Origin of the sequence: Mastigocoleus testarum BC008 (assembly GCF_001456025.1) — a bacterium.
Lineage (GTDB): Bacteria > Cyanobacteriota > Cyanobacteriia > Cyanobacteriales > Nostocaceae > Mastigocoleus > Mastigocoleus testarum.
The window spans coordinates 68,815-88,671 of sequence record NZ_LMTZ01000114.1 but is presented as its reverse complement, the minus strand read 5'-3'; the positions used below and the strand labels follow the sequence as shown (position 1 = coordinate 88,671).

Sequence of the window (19,857 nt, the reverse complement as noted above, 5' to 3'; positions counted from 1 at the left end):
AGACTGTTTTCTTGCATCTGAATATATTCCTTGGGTCTGATAATGTATTAACCATCACCTTTTTGTATTTATTCAGCAAGCCCTAAGTATGAATTCTGGTAGCATGATAGCACGGTTATCATGCTAATTATGATAGTATCATTTAAGAATAAAGGAACTGAAGATATCTTTGATGGTAATGACTCAAAGCAAGCTCGAAAACAATGTCCCATATTCTGTTGGGAAGTTGCACGCAGAAAATTAGATCAACTAAATGCAGCATTATCTTTAGATGACATTAAAGTTCCACCGGGTAATAGGTTAGAAGCACTAAAAGGCGAACGTAAAGGTCAGCATAGTATTAGAATTAACGATCAATATCGAATTTGCTTTATATGGACACTTCAAGGTGCATCAGAAGTTGAAATAGTTGATTATCATTAGTAAACAATAAATAACAACATATGAAAATTCCCAAGTATAGACCCCCATCACATCCAGGTGAAATACTACTTAAAGATTTTCTCGAGCCGATGGGAGTAACCCAACGACAACTTGCAGATGCACTTCATGTCCCGTATCAGCGAATAAATGAGCTTGTAAACCAAAAGCGAGGTATTACACCAAGTACAGCAGTACGGTTATCGAAGTTTTTTGGAAATAGTTCGGAGTTTTGGTTGAATTTACAACAAGCTTGGGAACTCTACCACGTCCTCAAAGAAGAAGAAGAGGAACTAAAAACTATTTCCCAATTCAGACCCACAGGGTGAAGTATGGCGCTACGCGCAAGTCAGAAACAAACTTGTTTTTATATGAGGATCTATTAAAATTTCTCAATACAGAAAATTCTTTAAGAAATTATTTTTGTAAACTTGTAAGAATATTTATATGTAGATGAATTGCATAACTGATTAAAATGCCCCTGGATCAGCTAAAGCCAGAAGAACGCTACAACTTATATCAAGCACTTCTAAATGCCTTTCCTAGTCCAACAGACTTGGAAATGATGCTTTATTTTTGTGCATTAAATAAGAATTTAAATGAAATTGTAACAGGTCAAAGCCACGCGCAAGTTATCTTTAAATTGATCCAGTGGGCTGAAGCTAATGGAAAAGTAGAAGAACTTTTAATTGCAGCATGCGAACCAGAAGTTGGTAGACCAAATAATTTGAAGTTAAAACCATTTTGCCAAAGACTTAATCAGACACAATTGGTTGTGGAACAACCCCCTATCAGGAAAGAACCACTTGAGCAGACAATAAATACTTCACAGCAGTTTGATATTTTTCTTTGTCACAACAGTCAGGACAAGGATGAAATAAGAAAAGTAAGAGAAGCTTTGCAACAGCAGGGATTTCAATGTTTTTTAGATGAATATTTAAGTGGTGGTGAGCTATGGAGACAAAGCATAGCTCGTGCAATTCGGAACAGTAGATATGTTGTGATTTTTGTCGGTGGTTATGGTTTGGGACAATATCAAAGAAAAGAAATTGAATATTGTGATGGTATTTTTTTCGATGGAATTAAAGTAATTCCCGTACTTCTGAGTACAGCAACCAAAGAAAGCATTCAAACTTTCCACTCACAAGATGTAAATTGGATTTGGAGAAACCAACGGGTAGATTTTCGCTCACCTAGAGATTCTGACCCAATAGGAAAATTAATTCAAGCGATTAGTGGAAAAAATTCAAGTAATCAACCACCTGTAAATACCCCACCAGAAGATGACCTTAGTTCAGAGAAAGGAGTTGATTACACCCGATTACGAGATTACCTCAAAGCACAGAATTGGAAAGCAGCAGATGAGGAAACTCTCAAAGTTATGCTGAAAGCTGCTGACAGAGAAAAACAGGGCTACTTAGATTACGACTCCATCGAAAACTTTCCTTGCACAGACTTGCGCACAATTGACCAACTTTGGGTAAAATACAGCAATGGACACTTTGGCTTTAGCGTACAAAAGCGTATTTGGCTAAAGTTTGGTGGAAAAGTCGATTATGAAACGGAGAAAGCCTTGGGTGATGCTGTGGGCTGGCGAAGGAATGATAGCTGGCTAGACTACAAAGATATTACATTTACCTTGAATGCCCCAGAGGGACATCTCCCATGTTTATCATTGGGGAGGTGGTGGGAGTGGTGGGGGGAAGGGGTGGGGAGACGTGCGGCTTGTCGTTTGGTGGATTTCTCTCGCGTCTCGGCTTGTAAAATTTAACATATAGGGCTTACAGAGTTTTATTAAGATTTGCAAACAACTCATTTCCCACGAAGCCTTGAGGGTTCTGGGTTTCCGATACCTGGCACCGGGGATTAGAATTATGGTAAATCTTCCGGTTGTGCAGGTTCAAGCAGCGAGTGTACATGATTGCTCATGATACAAAGAGCATAAAGTTTAAACCCATATTTTTGCTGTGCTTTTTTAATTGCGTAGAGAAGCACTTCTCGACATTCTAAGCGGGTGAGTCGAAATTCGCGGTTATTGCAACGGGTTGTAACGTGATAGGAATATCCTGATTGAAGATTTCGGGGAGAACGAGGCATTAAGAATTTCCAAAGAATGAATAATGATATACATTATTTTTGGAAATCCCTTAAGCAGCAGCAATGCAACGAGACATACAGCTAGATGGAAAAAGTCGCAAGCAGTTCCACGATGCACTTTTGAGCGCATTTCCTTCTAAAGCAAACCTAGAACAAATGGTCAGCTTTGAGTTAAATGAAAATTTAGATACTATTGCAACAGGTGGAAGCTACTCTGAAGTTGTATTTAAACTGATTGAATGGTCTGAAGCTCGGGGAAAAGTGGAAAATCTGTTAGATGCTGCGCGTTCGTCAAATCCAGGTAACCCAAAGTTACAAGGTTTTGCACAACAAATATGGGGGAAGAAGTTTGCAAATACTCAAAGACCCAAACAGGAAGAGGACAATCTAAGTTCCGAGCAGGGAATAAACTACATCCATTTACAATATTTACTTAAAGCTGGGAAATGGAAAGAAGCTGACAAAGAAACTCAAGCAGTTATGCTTCAAGCAACTGTTCGAGAAAAAGAAGCTTGGCTTGATATCGAATCTATTCAGAATTTTCCCTGCACTGACTTATGTACAATTGATAGACTTTGGCTTAAGTATAGTGGTGGACGCTTCGGTTTTAGTGTTCAGAAGCGAATTTGGGAAAGTCTTGGTGGAAATTCTAATGCTAATTATGAAACTTGGTGTAAATTTGGCGATCAATTAGGGTGGCGAATTAAGGATAATTGGTTGAATTATATCTATCATCAATTCAACTTGAAACAGTCACCAGGTCATCTACCAATGAAGTATTTACCTATGAGTACTGATTATCTTCCATTACAGTTTAATTTATTTTTCTTACACCCACTCAGCTACAAAGAAGATGCGATACCAAGATTCTCTTTGTTTACAGACAGAATAGCGGCTTGTAACAGAAAGAAGTAAAGCATAAAATGACATTCGCAACAAAACGAAGTAATCTACTTGCTATCAATTCAAATTTAACTCCAAATCATATAATTTACTCATTAAACAGCAATTAAATAGCAGTAATGCAACCAGACATAGAGCTAGATGGTAAAACTCGCAAACAATTTCACGATGCACTTTTGAGTGCATTTCCTTCTGAAGCAGATCTTGAGCAAATGGTAAACTTCGAGTTAGACGAAAACTTAAATTATATTGCCACAGGTGGGAACTATTCTGAAGTTGTATTTAAACTGATTAAATGGGCTCAAGCTCAAGGGAGAATCGAAGAGCTTCTTACTGCTGCGCGTTCTGCTAATCCTGGTAATCCAAAGTTGAAAAGCTTTGACGAACAAATGCGGAGTAGACCGAATACAAATCCCACACCTGTCACCGCAAATCCCAAACATATATCTTCATCACCTGAGAGTTCAGATTTTGATGTATTTCTTGCTCACAATAGTTCAGATAAACCCCAAGTAGAAGCTGTTGCAACAGAACTCAGACAGCGTGGTATTAAATATTGGTTAGATAAAGAGCAAATTCCGCCGGGAAGATGGTTTCAATATGTGATTCAAGAAGCAATTCCCAATGTTAAATCTGCAGCAATTTTTATTGGTGTGAATGCTGTAGGAAAATGGCAAAAATTGGAATTAAGATCCTTTATTAATCGATGTGTAGAAGCAGATATTCCCGTAATTCCCGTACTACTTCCAGGTGTAAATAAAATTCCAGAAAATCTGGTATTCCTTCAAGAATTTAGTTGGGTAAAGTTTTCTCAAAGCATTAATGAGAAAGAAGCATTAGATAATTTGGAATGGGGTATTACTGGGAAAAGACCACAGTGATAATAACCAATTACCAATTACCCATTACCAATTACCTTAGAAGCAGAATTTCTCGATAACCACTTCAAAACTATTCCGGCAATTATGCTGTAAAAGGTAATACCAATAGCCATAGCTGTTGCAAAACTAAGATTGAATCTTAACGCCGAACTCAAGTCTAAATCAAAGCTAGAGTTTAAAATTTTTAAAACAACATTTGCAATTAAACCAAAAATTCCACTTATTATCAGGCTAAAAGGAATAAATACAATATTTGCGATTAACCACCAAAAACTATTTTTGACTTGTTGGTGAAGAATTAACCATTTGGAAATAGCACTTCCTGCAATTGCTCCCAGCAAAGCAAATACCATTTGACCCATTAAACCAAACAAAATTGTACCGATAAAAGTTCCTACAAGTAAGCCACAAAGAAGACCAAAACCTATCTCTAGCAGGAAAGAAACCCGCCAGCCCAAACGCTGCGATAATACCAACCACTGCACGCTTTCTACAGGGAGCCAAGTAATAACAGCACTTAAAATCGCATATCGAAAACCTATATTCGACCCCCAAACCATAAAAATTGCCGAACTAAACAGCGATCGCCCAAATAAACCCGCACCTATACCTAGAAAACTTCCTAAAACCCATTTATATAAAAAGCGATTATCGCTGTTTGCTGAGACTAATGTGTTTTGTGAGTTTATATTTTGTAAGTTTGTATTTTGTGACTTTGTATTTTGTGACTTTGTTAACTGTGCTTGACTTGGAAGTATTTTTGATGCAGTGCTGCTTGGGGTTTCAGATATTTTGTAAGCAACAGACGATAAATTTGTATCTCCTCCAATCAATGTCAATTCTTGTAAAATTTCAATAGTATTTGCTGGACGCTGACTGGGTAAGCGTGTCATCATGCGATCGAGAAAATCTGCAAACTTTGGTGACACTCCAGGTACAGCATCGCGCCATTTCAATTCGTCAGTTTGTGGATCGTAAAATTGGTTCGGGTCTTTAGCTGTGAGCAAATAAACAAATGTTCGCCCCAAAGCAAAAAAATCTGATTGCTGCATGGCTTGACCATTAATTTGTTCTGGTGGGGTATACCCTTTTGAAATCACACCAGTAACTTCCCCGATCGCTTGTTTTGCAACATAGGTTCCCGTCACCTGTCGCACCGTACCAAAATCAATTAACGCTAAACCACCATTGGAGCGCAACATAATATTGGGTGGTTTTATATCCCGATGAAAAAATTTTTGGCTATGTACTTGCTGCAAAATAACTGTTAATTCTTTTAACCACTCAACAGCTAATTGTTGTTCAATTGGTCGATTATCTCGTTGTTTGATGTATTCGTATAAATCTAAACCTTCAATTTTCTCCATTACCAGACAATGCAGTTGTTCTTGGCTTTTGGGGAAATAAACAAAATAGCCATCAGCTTCGACTTTAGGTATGCCGGAATGGTTTAAAATTTTCAGTACTTCAGCTTCCCGTTGAAACAGTTCTATAGCTTTAGGATGATGATTTATCAGTATTTTAAGAACTTTAGCTTCACCAGTTCTGTTAATTAACTCATAGGTTTTACCAAAACCACCACCTCCTAATTCACGGTGGACTCGATAGCGTCCTTGTAGCAATAACTCCGAACCACAACTCTGACAAAATATTGTATTGTCAGGATTTTGGGGATTTTGACATTTAGGATTTATGCACAGAATCATTGTGGGTAGGGGGTTGGCGACTGGGGACTGGCGACTGGGGGACTGGCGATTGGGGGTGAGCCATTAACCAGTTTTTATTGTTTAATTAATACTCTTAACCTACACATTTTCAAACCCTGTTTAATAATTTTGACCGACTTCGTCGGAAGGAAGAAGGAAGACGGAAGATGTCAATAAGCGCGTTTTCCATAAACGCAGTGCTGGCGTAGCCAAAAAATCTTCCATCAAGCATTGCTGACGCAACGCTACGCTAACCGACCCCGAAAGGATGCAAGCCCCGTCCTTCCAGGACCCAGAAGGTTTGGGAGGAGTACAAGCAACTTCGGCAACATAAAACCTTCTTCCTTCTTCCCTCTTCCCTCTTCCTTCGCTGTGACTTTTGACTTTTTACTTTTCACTTGCACATAGCGCCATATCTCTCAACTCTTAAGAAAACAAAAATCGATTATTACTTATTCTTATTACCAATTACCAATCCCACTAATTCCCAATCCCCAATCCCCAATCCCCAATCCCTAATCCCCAATCCCTAATCCCCAATCCCTAATCCCCAATCCCCAATCGCCCAAATGCCCATACACTCGTATCATGAAAATATGACAAAGGAAACCAAGTTTTAACAGCTTAACATGGGCAGCATCTGGGAACTGGATTACTATTCCCGTCCAATTTTGGATGAGGATCAAAAAAAAGTTTGGGAAGTATTAATTTGCGAGAGTCCTCTGGATATCCGCACAAATACTGATTCTTTATTTCGATACGCCAAATACTGTTCTAGTAAGACAGTAAATTCTGTATGGCTACGGACGGCGTTAGAAGAAGCAATTGAGAAAGCTGATAATACGCCAGTGAAAATCCGCTTTTTCCGCCGTCAAATGAACAATATGATTACTAAAGCCTGTAAAGATGTTGGCATCCCAGCACTACCCAGCCGACGTACTCTGTTACTCAACCAATGGCTGCAACAACGAATGGAAGAAGTATATCCCCAAGAAGAGGGTTATAAAGCTGGTACTAATCCTTCGGTACGTTTGGATGCTCCTTTAGCGCAACGCTTACCAGATGCTTTAGAAGGTCAACAATGGGGATTTGTAAACTTATCAGCTGCCGATTTCAATGATATGCCAGAGTGGGATATTGATTTTGGTGAAGCTTTTCCTCTAGAAATGGGAGGAATATCCCCAGACACTCAAATTCCTGGAGTTTTAATATTTTCACAAAGAGCTTTACCTCTGGCGGGCTGGATGTCCGGTTTAGAAATGGCTTGGTTGAAATTTTATAGCAGTCCCCAAGGTGAAAAATTGTTGTTGGAAACCGGTGCAACCGAAAGCTGGATTTTGGCAAATTTGGGCAATCCAAAAATCAAAGCAGAAGCTTCACGTTTTGAAGAAGCGAAACAAAAAGCTAATGGTATTCACTTTCTTGGGGTACAGTCCGATCCTAATTCTGAATCTTTTGCTGGTTTTTGGCTGTTACAAGAAGTCAATCTACCGTAAATTTATTTGGGGAATAGGGAATAGGAAATGAGTAAGGTGTTGAATAACGAAGGGGGTTTTTTCTAAAGTCTTTGTTTTGATACTAACTTTTACTCGATCCCTAAAGATGGAGCGTCACAATGCCCAATTCTCAATCGTACAGCCACTTGAAATCATGCCTTCTGAAAATTTTTTACAAGATACCCTAGCAGAGGAATTACTAGAATTAGCCTTAAAATCTGGGGCAGAAGTAGCTGAAGTATATCAGTCGAAATCGCTTTCAAAACCGATATTTTTTGAGGCTAATCGTCTCAAACAAGTAGAAACCAGTCAATCTGAAGGAACTGCACTGCGGTTGTGGTGCAATGGACGCCCTGGACTGACGGTGGCTTATGGAACTGTCGAGTCACAAGCAATGGTACAAAGGGCGATCGCTTCCAGTAAACTTAACCAACCAGAAACAATTCAATTAGTCAGCAACTCCCAACCTGCTTATCCTGACTTGGGTAAAAAAATTCCTGTAGAAAAAATGGTGGAGTGGGGCAAAAAAACAATTTCTCTGGTTCGCCAGACCTATCCAGAAGTTGTTTGCACTGGTGATTGGGAATGTGATACAGAAAATACCAGACTCATTAATACCCAAGGTTTAGATTGCCACTATACTGACACTACCCTCAGTTGTTTCCTTTCAGCTGAATGGGTACGAGGTGATGATTTTTTAAGCGTTTCTGATGGTCAAACCGAACGGAATCAATTAAATCCCGAACGAGTAGCACAGCAAATTCTTCAGCGTTTATCTTGGGCGAAGGAAAATACTCAAGCTACCAATGGTAAATTTCCTGTTCTGTTTACTTCCAAAGCTGCTGATATGCTATGGGGAACCATACAAGCAGCCTTAAATGGTAAAAGGGTTTTAGAAAATGCTTCTCCCTGGGCTGAACGTATCGGTCAGCAGGTGATTTCTAATACCTTAACTGTTTTCCAAGATCCTCAAGCTGGTCCTTATAGCTGTCCTTTTGATGATGAAGGTCATCCCACCCAAGATCGCGTGTTTATTCGGGATGGAGTATTAAAAGATTTCTATTGCGATCGCATCACAGGAAATAATTTAGGTACCGGTACAACGGGTAACGGTTTTCGCCCAGGTTTGGGCAGCTATCCTTCTCCGGGTTTATTTAATTTCCTAATTCAACCGGGGTCGTTATCTCTTGAAGATTTAATCTCATACATGGATAATGGCTTGATTGTCGATCAAATGCTAGGTGGTGGTGGGGGGATTTCCGGCGATTTTGCCATTAATGTTGACTTGGGATACCAAGTACGTAACGGTGAAATTATTGGGCGAGTCAAAGATACTATGGTATCTGGAAATATATATACAGCCCTAAAACAAGTTGTAAAATTAGGGGGAGACGCCGATTGGAATGGTTCTTGTTACACTCCATCCTTGATCGTCGATGGTTTATCTATCACCACAAAGAATCACTAAAGCCTTTGTCGTAGTATGGTAGGTCTGTTGGTAATATACATAACTAACTTGGGGGTTGGCTAGCTATTTAATAAACTAATCCCCCTATTTTAGATTGATTCTTTTTATTCAATCAGAGAAATATCGAAAAAGTGCTCTGGAAAAGCGTTATAGTTAATCTTATAACCTGCAACGTTAAAGCTGCGTCAATACTAACAAATAAAACGATTATTATGTTTCCTCCTATGATGATTCAGTGGTTTTCTCGCCATTGGAAATCCAGAAGAGGTCTTCCCTTAGGTACTCGTAGCTTTGCTGCATATACAGAAGCGTCTGTTATTGGTATCTTTGCTGCCTTATCTGCAGTTTTTCTCAAAAATGGTTCGGGATGGCTCGGGACCATACGCGTTAGAGCAGCCTCCGATCTTCCTCCATGGCTAGTCTTACCACTCATCGGTATTTCTCTTGGATTCTTTGCTGGCTGGATGGTTGAGAAGTTCGCTCCAGAGGCTGTAGGGGGTGGTATTCCTCGAATAAAAGCATCTCTTATTTGCATTAAAACCAGGCTTTCCTGGCGAGTTGCATTTGTAAAATTATTTGCTTCTATTATCACTATTGGATCTGGAATTACAATGGGACGACAAGCACCTACGGTCCATGTAGGTGCTTCTTTGGCTGGAGGTTTAAGTCGTTGGTTTCCAAATTCTCCAGTTCGCAGACGTCAAATGATTACAGCAGGTGCAGCTGCAGGGTTAGCAGCTGCATTTAATGCACCTATCTCTGGTGTATTGTTCGTAATTGAAGAGTTACTTCATGATTTATCAGGATTAACTCTGGGTACCGCCATCATAGCTTCTTTTATTGGTGGGGTTGTCTCTCGTCTGTTGGGTGGTAACAACCTGGATTTAAATATCGAATTTACACAATACAGTAGTAGTTTTTCCCTTCCCGAAATTCCCTTTTATTTACTTTTAGGGTTACTTGCTGGAATATTTGCTGCTTTATTCCATCACTCTCTCTTATTTAGCATCAATGTACATAAAAGGTTCAAAATTAGTCTGTCGTGGCGAGTTGCTTTAGTTGGATTAATTTGTGGAATTGTTATTGCGTTCCTCCCAGAACATTTTCGGAATAATGCTGGTTTACGGGAATTCATGACCACAGGTGAATTAAGTATCTTTAAAGCTGCGGCTGTTTTTGTCACTCATTTTTGCCTAACTTCTATAGCCTTTGGTTCCGGTGCACCTGCTGGTTTATTTGGTCCGAGCTTGATCCTAGGTTCTAGTCTCGGTTATGGAATTGGTAGAATTGCAGAATTATTAATACCAAGTATATCCCCAACCACTTATGCTTTAGCGGGAATGGGAGCATTTTTTAGTGGTTTTTCTAAAGTACCAATTACAGCGATTGTAATTATCTTTGAAATGACCGGAGATTTTAACTTGGTCTTACCTTTGATGATTGGTTCGGTAATATCCTATATTATCGCAGATAAAATAGCTCCTGGTTCTTTAAACGATAAGCTTTTGCAATTGAAAGGTTCCAAAATCCAAAAGCAAAATTCTACAGAAAATGTTTTAAGCAAGTTAACAGTTGAAGATGTCATGCACTACCCAGTAGAGACCCTGGATGCTGACATGAGCTATGGGGAAGCTTTTCAAAGATTTTCCAATTCTCCGTATCGGGGTTTTCCTGTTTTGGAATCTGGGAAATTAGTAGGAGTAATTACACAAATAGATATACACAAAACAGATTCGACCCGTCTCCGTAACGAGAATGCGACTGTCAGGGAAATCATGACTTCTAAGCCAATTACAGTAACTCCTACCCAAAATCTTAGTAGTGTTTTGTGTATATTAGATCGCTATGAAATTACTCGCTTACCAGTATTAGAGTGTAAAAGATTAGTAGGAATTATTACCCGTACTGATATTATTCGGGCAACCGCCAAGCATTTCAACGGTGAGCCAGAAAATATCAAATCCCAAGAAGAACCATCATACGTGGTATATCAAACTCAATCACCCAGTATTGGTACGGGTAGATTGTTGGTACCGATCGCAAATCCTGAAACTGCTAACACCTTAGTGAAAATAGCAACTGCTATTGCTCGTGAGAAAAATTACGAGATAGAGTATTTGCAAATAATAATTGTCCCTCCTGGTCATCTTCCATCTGAGACGGAAATAGAGGATACAACAATTGGCGAGTTCATCGAAAAAGCACAAAATTTAGCTAAAAACACCCTAAATTATAAAATTCCCGTACACACTCAAATTCGGGTTGCGAATAATGTCGCCCAAACAATTTTAGAAGCGATCCAAGAACGTCACATTGACCTACTACTAATGGGATGGAAGGGAAATACAAGTACCCCCGGTAAGATTTTTGGAAATACCGTCGATAGGATTATTCGCAAAGCAACCTGCGAAGTTATTGTTGTCAAGCCAGCCAATAAAAATAACACCAAACTTAAGTCTATTTTATCAACTGAATTTGATTCCTTCCCTGTAAGTCCTTCTTTCCAAAGTTGGCTGATTCCTACAGCAGGTGGTCTGAATGCAAAAGCAGGAATAGATTTATTACCAGCATTGGTAACTCTAGCCAAAAAACCGAAAATTTGTTTAACTCGCGTTGTTAAACCATCTGAAGATAAACCAGATATGAAACCCTTGGAAGAAACAGTTCGTGATTTAGTTAAAACTCGAGAATCTTCAAGTGAGGTAATTGCTGCACCGATAAAAGCAAAATCTGTACCTGCAGGTATTATCGAACTGGCGAACAAAAAACATTATGATGTTGTGGTAGTTGGCGCTTCTCAGGAAGGAATGCTATCTATCAAACAAAATATTCCTGATACAATTGCTCTTAATGTTGATAGTACAGTGATTCTGGTTCGGGGAACGATTAATGATAGAGAATTACATTTTGGTGAGGTAGAAACAAAAAGCCAAAATTCAGAACAGACAACCTCATCAATAACAAGTATGAGTCAGGAGTCACGACAAACCGCATCTTTACCTGCTACCAAAAGTTTGAAATCACAACAGGTTAGGTTATTAAAGAACGGTAGTAGTCAGAAATCAGGACAGACTGCATATTTACAGCAGAGGTCAACGAAATTTGGCGTAAAAGTTGGAAGAGGAAGAAGTCAGGATTCAGAAGAGAAGAACTGATTTCCCAACCCCCAACTAAAGTTGCCAAATTTTCACAATATTTTCGGCGCTACCACCACCAGCAATTTTTTTCCCATCTTTACTGGTGGCTACAGAGTATATGTAACCGACATCTTTTTTGAGGGTATTAATTAGTTTTCCAGTTTTTACATCCCACAATTTAATAGTATTATCATTGCTACCACTAACAAGTATTTGATCTTCTTCAGATTGGCTGTCAGTTTTACCAGGTATGTAAGCAACTGAATTTACTTTATCTGTATGTCCTTGGAGAGTATTACTTACTTTTCCGGCAGCTAAATTCCATACTTTCACCGTTTTATCTCTACTTGCGGAAGCTAATGTTTTTCCATCAGGAGCAAAAGCAACAGAAAATACTTTATCTTTATGTGCTTTAAATGTGCGAATTTTCTCTCCCGTCTCCACATTCCATAATTTTATGCTTTTGTCCCAACTACCAGAAGCTAAAGTAAAACCATCGGGAGAAAAATCCACAGAATTTACTGCTGCAGAATGTCCCTTCAATGTTCGGATTTCCTCCCCTGTAGCCACATTCCATAGTTTGATGGTGCTATCGACACTACTGGAAGCTAAAGTTGTACCATCTTTACTAAAAGCAACGGAGATGACTCCCTGTAAATGTCCTTTGAGCGTACGAATTTCTTTACCAGTTGATAAATCCCAAAGTTTAATGGTTTTATCGTTACCACTACTGGCAAGAATTTTACCATCTGGGCTAAAAGCCACATCCCAAATCCATCCAGAATGACCCTCAATAGTCCGAATTATTTCCCTGTTGGCTACATCCCAAACTTTGATAGTCTTATCATCACTACCACTAGCAAGTTTATCTCCCTGGGGAGAAAAGTTAACCGCATTTACATCACTTGCATGTCCTACTAATGTAAATACCGAAGAGTTGTTAACAAATAATCCAGGTGGTATTAAAGGAATTTGTGGTGGATTGAAAAACCAAAAAACTCCTCCACCCAAAGTTAATAAAATCAATCCACCATTAACCAACCATCGCTTTTTAAGTTTTTTCTGTACCTGTACTGTTGCTTCATTTGAGTTTCTCGGTACGGAGCTAAGTAATGTTGTCGCAACTGAAGCTGATACTTGTTGAGGTACTAAATCTTTAAGAACTCGATCCGCGGATTGATAACGTTCTTTAATATCTACTTTGAGTAATTTGTCAATTACTTCGCCCAATTCCATCGAGATGGGAATCCCTTGTCCATTGGAACCATTAAAGTGTTTTCGCCAGGTTGTAATCCAAGCATAACCCTTTTCCATCCATTGCTTGGATGGAGAAACACCTGTTAGCAGAAAAAAGCAACTTGCACCCAAACTGAATAGATCGCTAGCAGGATAAGCTTTTCCGTCTTGCATTTGCTCGACAGGAGTATAACCATGGGAACCAATACTTGTCCCTTTATTCTTGACAGTCGTTGTTAAAAGCTTAGAAGCACCAAAGTCGATCAACACATGCTTCCCATCATTCTCGCGGATAATAACATTTTGTGGCTTAATATCTCTGTGAATTACTCCTTTCTCGTGAATAAATTTCAGAACAGGTAATAAATCCAATAACAGCTTGCGAATTTCAGGTTCTCTAAACCTTCCATTCTCTTGCATGCGTTGTAGTAAGTTGTTTCCCTTAATAAACTGTTGTACTAAATATAAATAACCATCTTGCTCAAAATAAGCCAACAAATTGGGTATCTGTGGGTGTTCTCCCAACTCTTGCAGACGCTGAGCTTCTTCCTTAAAAAGTTTTACCGCTTTTTTTAAAGTTGATTGATTCTGGACTTTTGGTGCAAGCTGTTTAACAACGCACTGCTCGTTTAATTTGTCTATATCTTCTGCCAGATAGGTGATACTAAACCCACCTTCAACAGAAAGCCGTTTTACAATCCGATAGCGACCTCTGAGCAAAGGTATCAATGGTGTCTGACAATTTTGGCAACATTGATTCCCATCCGGGTTCATTGGGTTTTGGCAATCGGGATTCAGGCAGCAGATCATACTGGGAATCCATCCGTGTTTCGAGTATAAGTTAATTCGTATCAGAGATTTGTTGCGATCGAAATGCTCAACCTATTTCTTTTTATAAAAGAAAAAGACACAGCTATAGCATAGGCGAAATTAGGGCAAGTTTCAATTATAAGATTTACCTGTAAAGTTTAATCACAATTCTAAATCATACATTAATAATTATTCCAAGTAGTCCGTATCATCCGATAGTTGTAAAAATTACTATATTTCTATATCTCTGGGTGAAGAAATTGGAGTAACTCTCTACTCTTCGGTACTTAGTGTGACAATCCCAAATCTGACATACTGTCATTTGCTGACACCAAGTCACAATTATAATTGCTATGATTAGCAGTTAAAAAAATAAACTGATGTTTTTGGTAATATCCAATGTAATATAAAAAAACTAAATTTGGAGAATGTTTGAAAATTAATAAATTAGACCAGGTTGTCGTTAGCTTCATCTAAAATATAAAATCCTTTTTAAAAGGGATAAAACTCCTAAAAAGTCTTAATTAGTTTGAAGGATATTTATCAAATATTCTCTAAATAAAAATGTAATAAGTTATTGCAATGTGCCATATTCATAAGGTTCATATTCATAAGTAAAATCAAGTAAAAATATGAATTTAAAAAGTGACAAAGAATATTGTCGTAAATTTGATTTGAAGTTTTTTGATTTTAGGTTTTTAGAGTTTAGATTTAAGTTTAGATTCGTTATTTCTTTGTTTAGTAGCTTTTTACTTGCTAGTTATTCTCTACCTGTAAACGCTTTAATGGTAGAAATATTAGATGATAAAAACACCTTACTTATAGCTAAAACACCTGATGAGAGACCGGAAATAGTACAACAAGGTATAGAAGAAATACCTGTAATCAATCCACCACAAACATCTGAAACGCCACAACAGCCTTCACAAGCCCCAGAAGAAACTACACCAACAAGCCCTCCAGCAACAAACCCTCCAGCAACAAACCCTCCAGCAACAAACCCTCCACCATCATCGAATACCATAGAACCTACTTCTCCAGTACCAGCACCTGGAACAGCTGCACCTAGGACACCAACACCCAGGACACCAACACCCAGGACACCAACACCTAGGACACCAAGACGCCCTGCACCTGGAACTGGAACAGCAACACCCACTCGTCGTCCTACACCTGGAGCACCAAGACGCCCGGTCAGAACACAACCCAGGAAGCAACAACCAAATGTCCAACCTCAAATACCTCGTGAAAATCCGAGAATCTCGCCTCTTGTTCTTTCTGAGGAGATTAATTACCGCCAGCTTAATTATGTAGATATTGCTTTAGGAGTTTTAGCTCCAGGTGACTATGAACATAATGGCAGACACTTCCATTTTTACCAGTTCGAGGGTAGAGAAAATCAACTGATTCAAATTAGGTTGCTTGGTAGTGGAGATCGACGTAGGTCTAGTAATTTAAGCATGCAACCACTAATGTATTTGCTTGACCCTGATGGTAACGTAATTTTGAGACGAGGTGGTGGAATTGGTCCCGGTTCAAGAGATGCTTTTGAATTTGTTCGGCTACCAGCTGATGGTACTTACGTCGTTGGTGTAACTACTCGTAATCCAGGAGATACGGGTCGTTACAGTTTAGCGCTAAGAAACGATAGAGCTAGTTATACTGTTGATGAGAAAGATAACTTAAGTGCTACCGGTCCAATTTTAAGAAGAAATCGTAGCCCTTACAATGTTTCTCGGTTTGAAGGTGAGAAAGGTCAGCTTGTTAGTGTTCGTGTAGATAGCACCTTTGAAGAATTTTCTCCTTACGTAGTATTGCTTGACTCCCAAGGAAAAATCGTTGCAACGAATAATGATAGGGATGGAAAATTTAGTGCTCTAATAGATCGAGCCAAGTTACCAGAAGATGGAACTTATTACGTTGTCGTAACTTCAGTTTCTCCAGGACAAGCAGGAGCTTACAGACTGACGATTTTTTAACAGTTTATGGCTAACGCTACGCCCTTACGGGCTACAGTTAACAGTTAACAGTTATCAATAACGATTAATTGGTGATGCGAAAAAATAACAATCACCCATTACCCATTACCCATTACCCATTACCAATTACCGACACTATTGCGACATCCGCCATACTTTAATAGTGTTATCTCCCATAGCCCCACTAGAAAGGGTTTGCTGATAAGGAATGTTTTCTCGATCTATTGCAGGTGAGAAACTCAGGGAGGTAATGTAACCAGAGTGTCCTCTAAGGGTGTCGATTTCTTCTCCCGTAACTAAACTCCAAAGTTTAATTGTGCGATCGCCACTACCACTAGCGAGAATATTACCATCAGGACTAATAGCCAAACAGTTCACCCATTTGGAATGTGCTTTGGAGGAATTTTTGGAACCATCAATAAAAGTACGAATTTCTTCTCCTGTAGCCAAATTCCACAATTTGATAGTGCGATCGTGACTTCCGGAAACAAAAGTTTTACCATCGGGACTAATTGCAACAGAAGATACTTTATCTTTATGACCGTCAAGGGTACGGATAAGCTCTCCTGTAACTAAATTCCAAATTTTGATCGTTCTATCGTCGCTCCCACTGACTAATATTTTATTATCAGGGGACACAGCAATAGAAGATACCTTTGATGAGTGTCCGCTTAAGGTACGAATTTCTTCTCCATTTGCTATATTCCAGACTTTGATAGTGCGGTCAAAACTACCACTAATAATATTTTTACCGTCTTTGGTTACAAGTAAAGTTCCAATAGAATCAGAATGTCCTTTAAAAGTACGGATTTGCCGTCCATTTACTAAATTCCAAAGCTTAATCGTATTGTCATAACTACCACTAACAAGGTTCTTATTATTGGGAGTAATTGCAATGGTTGCAACCCAAGCAGAATGACCTTTAAAAGTACTAATTTCCTTATTTTTTATTAAATTCCATAATTTAATAGTATTGTCGTAACTTCCACTAGCTAGAATTTGACCATTTGGGTTATAGGCTAACGATGCAACTGAATTACTATGACCATTTAGGGTTTTTTGTAGGTAATTACTACTCGGAAAACTGGCGATCAAAAATATTGGATTTGATACTAAAAAGCCATAACGTACGTAACCATAAATTTGGCTACCAACTAACCCAAAAAGGACAATTGCAATAGCAGTCAACCACTTGAGTATTAATTCAAGGTCATGTTTGGATAAGTTTAACGAAGAGGCTATTGCTGATATTCTTTGCGAACGAGATTGCTTGGATGTTTGTCTTCGCAATCTAGAAAATAAGTTTACTCTCAGGGAAGATGAAGAAGCTTTCGGATCTGTTGTATTTGTTGTATTCCCTTCACGACTTGGCGATTGTGACGGTATTTGGGTTGGTGGTGGAGCGCCAGGAGTAAGAGTTAAATCCCGAATAACTTCGTCTGCTGATTGATAACGTTCTTGAATATCTTTTTTTAATAAACGTTCGATAACCAGAGCAAATTCATTACTCAGGGGACTATTCACATGTTGTCGCCATGTAGAAACCCAACCATAACCCTGTTGAGTCCATAAATGAAATGGAGGTATTCCACTAAGCATATGAAAACAGGTTGCACCTAAGCTGAAGAAATCACTTGCAGGACAAACTTCTCCACCCTGGATTTGTTCTATGGGACTATATCCGAAAGAACCAATGGTAGTTCCGGGTTTAGTTTGTACTGTTGCTGTCAGTTGCTTTGAAGCGCCAAAATCAATTAATACTAATTTGTTATCGAATTGACGACGAATGATATTTTGTGGCTTGAGGTCGCGATGAACTACTCCATTTTCGTGAATAAATTTAAGAACGGGTAATAAGTCAAGCAACAGTTCTCTTATTTCTATCTCATTATATTTTGAACGTTGCTGCAATTCTTTAAATAGATTTAATCCATCAACAAATTCTTGTACTAAATACAAGTAATTATCCTCTTCAAAGTATGCCAGTAATGTCGGTATTCTTTGATTTCTACCTAATTCTTGCAGGCGCTTTGCTTCTTGTTTAAATAGCTCAATTGCTTTATTTAATGCCCAGGTTCCATGAACTTTTGGTGCTAATTGTTTGACTACACCAAGTTCATTGAGCTTATCTAAATCCTCTGCTAAGTAGGTTCTACCAAATCCACCCTCATCCGAAAGTACTCCAGTAATTCGATAATGACCTCTAAGCAGGGGTTTAAGTGTTGCGCTACAACTCTGGCAATACCTTATCCCGTCTGGATTGTGGGGATTTGGGCAATCGGGGTTTAGGCAGCACAGCATTATCTAGCTAATGTAAATGTTCTAAAAACTATAATAGCTCTTTCTCCAATTTTGCTTGTTAATATTGTTGCTTTTTGGGAATTATAATCTTTGTAATTTATTCGTAATTTTGTTTGCAATTATAAGCAGCATATATGCCCCGCCGTAATTTGATAAGGAAGGTTATGTCTACAGCAAACATAACCACAAATTAGAATTCGATTTGTCAGTTTTAAAACCAGATTTTCGTATCCCAAATATCACTATAAAAATAGGCCTAACTCTGAATATTTATCATTTAACGCGCAGAGCATTTAATTAACCTGATTGCTTTGCCAAACCTTTATAGTATGGTCATAACTTCCACTGACAATAGTATCGGTAGATTCAAAAGAAAATGTACTGCTAGGTTTAATTGCAACTGACCAAACTTTACGACGATGACCTGTAAGGGTACGGATATTTTCTCCCGTATCCAAATTCCAAACTTTAACGCTTTTATCCCAACTACCGCTAACAATAACTTTGTTGTCAGAACTGATTGCAACAGAATTTACTTTGTTGTGATGTCCTGACAGGGTGTTTATATTTTTTCCTGTTTTCAGATCCCAAATTTTAATAGTTTTATCCCAACTACCGCTGACTAGTTTCCGACCATCTGCACTAATAGTGACAGAAGTTACAGGAGCGTGATGTCCCCTTAGGGTCATTTTCTCTTTACCTGTACCTATATCCCACAACTTAATACTGTTGTTAAAATGGTGGGCTGAAGCTAAAGTTTTGCCATCTGGACTAAAGGAAACAGAATTAACGATATCGCAGTGCTGCTTCATTGTACGAATTTCCGAACCAGTAGAAAAATTCCAGATTTTAATTGTCTGATCCCAACTACTAGAAGCTACTCGTTTTCCGTCCGGACTAAAACTTACAGAAACAACAGATGCTGAATGACCTGACAAAGTCTTTACTTCTTTTCCTGTTTCCAAATCCCAAATCTTAATAGTTTTATCTCCACTACCAGAAGCAAGAAATTTACCATCTGGACTAAATGCAAGAGAGTTTACCCAATCGGAATGTCCTTTGAGGGTTACTACTTCTTCTCCTGTTTCTAGTTTCCGTAATTTGATGTTTTTTTCTTCGCTGACACTAGCAATACTATTACCATCTGGACTAATGGCTAATGCCAAGATAGCCCCAGATTTTTCAGTTAAGGTTTGAGATAGGGAAACATTTCCCGATAGCAGGTCGAGACCTTTATCAGTTCGGGAAGATAAATTTGTCAAAGCTGGGGAACTTGGTAAATACCACACTCCTCCAAAACCTAAAACGGCTAGTTTCCAGAGGAACAATTTTGAAAAAGTATTACCTGTCAACAGCTTGATTTTTGAGCAGGTCATTTTTACAGACATTGCAAATAAATTAACTGCAAACTCTAAGCACTATA

Annotated in this window: 14 protein-coding genes; 9 read left to right on the top strand and 5 right to left on the bottom strand. The window is 38.6% G+C overall.

The genetic code is table 11. From position 1 onward, the window contains the following. Positions 1–129: 129 nt before the first annotated feature. From BC008_RS28745 to BC008_RS51620, 3 genes are all read left to right on the top strand, one after another. Positions 130–423, top strand: a complete 294-nt coding sequence (locus BC008_RS28745; RefSeq protein WP_027846167.1) for a type II toxin-antitoxin system RelE/ParE family toxin — start codon at positions 130–132, stop codon at positions 421–423. Between the two features lie 20 nt (positions 424–443). Then, on the top strand, positions 444–749 hold the full coding sequence (locus BC008_RS28740; RefSeq protein ID WP_027846168.1) for a HigA family addiction module antitoxin: 306 nt from the start codon (positions 444–446) through the stop codon (positions 747–749). 146 nt (positions 750–895) lie between these two features. After that, on the top strand, positions 896–2,191 hold the full coding sequence (locus BC008_RS51620; RefSeq protein WP_058184112.1) for a GUN4 domain-containing protein: 1,296 nt from the start codon (positions 896–898) through the stop codon (positions 2,189–2,191). Between the two features lie 101 nt (positions 2,192–2,292). Here BC008_RS51620 and BC008_RS28730 read toward each other — a convergent pair whose 3' ends face one another. Next, positions 2,293–2,517 carry a transposase gene (locus tag BC008_RS28730; protein WP_072207784.1) on the bottom strand — a complete coding sequence of 75 codons (225 nt, stop codon included), beginning with the start codon at positions 2,515–2,517 and terminating at the stop codon, positions 2,293–2,295. Positions 2,518–2,580: 63 nt separating this feature from the next. Here BC008_RS28730 and BC008_RS45845 point away from each other — a divergent pair, with 63 nt between their 5' ends. Further along, positions 2,581–3,432 carry a GUN4 domain-containing protein gene (locus BC008_RS45845; protein WP_063800830.1) on the top strand — a complete coding sequence of 284 codons (852 nt, stop codon included), beginning with the start codon at positions 2,581–2,583 and terminating at the stop codon, positions 3,430–3,432. Between the two features lie 107 nt (positions 3,433–3,539). Next, positions 3,540–4,301 carry a toll/interleukin-1 receptor domain-containing protein gene (locus BC008_RS51615; RefSeq protein ID WP_058184111.1) on the top strand — a complete coding sequence of 254 codons (762 nt, stop codon included), beginning with the start codon at positions 3,540–3,542 and terminating at the stop codon, positions 4,299–4,301. A gap of 17 nt (positions 4,302–4,318) precedes the next feature. On the opposite strand, the gene BC008_RS47690 is transcribed toward BC008_RS51615, so the two are convergent. Further along, positions 4,319–6,007 carry a protein kinase domain-containing protein gene (locus BC008_RS47690; RefSeq protein WP_058184110.1) on the bottom strand — a complete coding sequence of 563 codons (1,689 nt, stop codon included), beginning with the start codon at positions 6,005–6,007 and terminating at the stop codon, positions 4,319–4,321. Between the two features lie 629 nt (positions 6,008–6,636). Between BC008_RS47690 and BC008_RS28710 the strand changes: the two genes are divergently transcribed. The 3 genes from BC008_RS28710 to BC008_RS28700 all read left to right on the top strand — a co-directional run bounded on the left by BC008_RS28710 (position 6,637) and on the right by BC008_RS28700 (position 12,126). Next, on the top strand, positions 6,637–7,503 hold the full coding sequence (locus tag BC008_RS28710; protein ID WP_027845619.1) for a Tab2/Atab2 family RNA-binding protein: 867 nt from the start codon (positions 6,637–6,639) through the stop codon (positions 7,501–7,503). A gap of 154 nt (positions 7,504–7,657) precedes the next feature. After that, complete coding sequence (locus BC008_RS28705) at positions 7,658–8,971, top strand: TldD/PmbA family protein (RefSeq protein WP_027845618.1); 1,314 nt, start codon at positions 7,658–7,660, stop codon at positions 8,969–8,971. 212 nt (positions 8,972–9,183) lie between these two features. After that, the gene (locus tag BC008_RS28700) at positions 9,184–12,126 is read left to right on the top strand and encodes a chloride channel protein (protein ID WP_063800829.1); all 2,943 of its coding nucleotides are present in this window, start codon (positions 9,184–9,186) and stop codon (positions 12,124–12,126) included. A gap of 15 nt (positions 12,127–12,141) precedes the next feature. Here BC008_RS28700 and BC008_RS28695 read toward each other — a convergent pair whose 3' ends face one another. Beyond that, on the bottom strand, positions 12,142–14,154 hold the full coding sequence (locus BC008_RS28695) for a serine/threonine-protein kinase (protein WP_027845617.1): 2,013 nt from the start codon (positions 14,152–14,154) through the stop codon (positions 12,142–12,144). 632 nt (positions 14,155–14,786) lie between these two features. On the opposite strand from BC008_RS28695, the gene BC008_RS28690 reads away from it, so the two are divergent. Further along, positions 14,787–16,133 carry a PPC domain-containing protein gene (locus tag BC008_RS28690; RefSeq protein ID WP_153009680.1) on the top strand — a complete coding sequence of 449 codons (1,347 nt, stop codon included), beginning with the start codon at positions 14,787–14,789 and terminating at the stop codon, positions 16,131–16,133. Positions 16,134–16,268: 135 nt separating this feature from the next. Here BC008_RS28690 and BC008_RS28685 read toward each other — a convergent pair whose 3' ends face one another. Together BC008_RS28685 and BC008_RS28680 are read right to left on the bottom strand one after the other, a co-directional pair. After that, on the bottom strand, positions 16,269–18,434 hold the full coding sequence (locus tag BC008_RS28685) for a serine/threonine-protein kinase (RefSeq protein ID WP_027845224.1): 2,166 nt from the start codon (positions 18,432–18,434) through the stop codon (positions 16,269–16,271). Between the two features lie 293 nt (positions 18,435–18,727). Further along, positions 18,728–19,810 carry a WD40 repeat domain-containing protein gene (locus tag BC008_RS28680; RefSeq protein WP_235595954.1) on the bottom strand — a complete coding sequence of 361 codons (1,083 nt, stop codon included), beginning with the start codon at positions 19,808–19,810 and terminating at the stop codon, positions 18,728–18,730. Between the last annotated feature and the right edge of the window lie 47 nt (positions 19,811–19,857).

What these genes read in the sequence shown, in the direction of transcription:
- BC008_RS28745 (WP_027846167.1), top strand. Translation starts at nt 130, where the DNA reads ATGATAGTATCATTTAAGAATAAAGGAACTGAAGATATCTTTGATGGT.
- BC008_RS28740 (WP_027846168.1), top strand. Translation starts at nt 444, where the DNA reads ATGAAAATTCCCAAGTATAGACCCCCATCACATCCAGGTGAAATACTA.
- BC008_RS51620 (WP_058184112.1), top strand. Translation starts at nt 896, where the DNA reads ATGCCCCTGGATCAGCTAAAGCCAGAAGAACGCTACAACTTATATCAA.
- BC008_RS28730 (WP_072207784.1), bottom strand. Translation starts at nt 2,517, where the DNA reads ATGCCTCGTTCTCCCCGAAATCTTCAATCAGGATATTCCTATCACGTT.
- BC008_RS45845 (WP_063800830.1), top strand. Translation starts at nt 2,581, where the DNA reads ATGCAACGAGACATACAGCTAGATGGAAAAAGTCGCAAGCAGTTCCAC.
- BC008_RS51615 (WP_058184111.1), top strand. Translation starts at nt 3,540, where the DNA reads ATGCAACCAGACATAGAGCTAGATGGTAAAACTCGCAAACAATTTCAC.
- BC008_RS47690 (WP_058184110.1), bottom strand. Translation starts at nt 6,007, where the DNA reads ATGATTCTGTGCATAAATCCTAAATGTCAAAATCCCCAAAATCCTGAC.
- BC008_RS28710 (WP_027845619.1), top strand. Translation starts at nt 6,637, where the DNA reads ATGGGCAGCATCTGGGAACTGGATTACTATTCCCGTCCAATTTTGGAT.
- BC008_RS28705 (WP_027845618.1), top strand. Translation starts at nt 7,658, where the DNA reads ATGCCTTCTGAAAATTTTTTACAAGATACCCTAGCAGAGGAATTACTA.
- BC008_RS28700 (WP_063800829.1), top strand. Translation starts at nt 9,184, where the DNA reads ATGTTTCCTCCTATGATGATTCAGTGGTTTTCTCGCCATTGGAAATCC.
- BC008_RS28695 (WP_027845617.1), bottom strand. Translation starts at nt 14,154, where the DNA reads ATGATCTGCTGCCTGAATCCCGATTGCCAAAACCCAATGAACCCGGAT.
- BC008_RS28690 (WP_153009680.1), top strand. Translation starts at nt 14,787, where the DNA reads ATGAATTTAAAAAGTGACAAAGAATATTGTCGTAAATTTGATTTGAAG.
- BC008_RS28685 (WP_027845224.1), bottom strand. Translation starts at nt 18,434, where the DNA reads ATGCTGTGCTGCCTAAACCCCGATTGCCCAAATCCCCACAATCCAGAC.
- BC008_RS28680 (WP_235595954.1), bottom strand. Translation starts at nt 19,810, where the DNA reads ATGACCTGCTCAAAAATCAAGCTGTTGACAGGTAATACTTTTTCAAAA.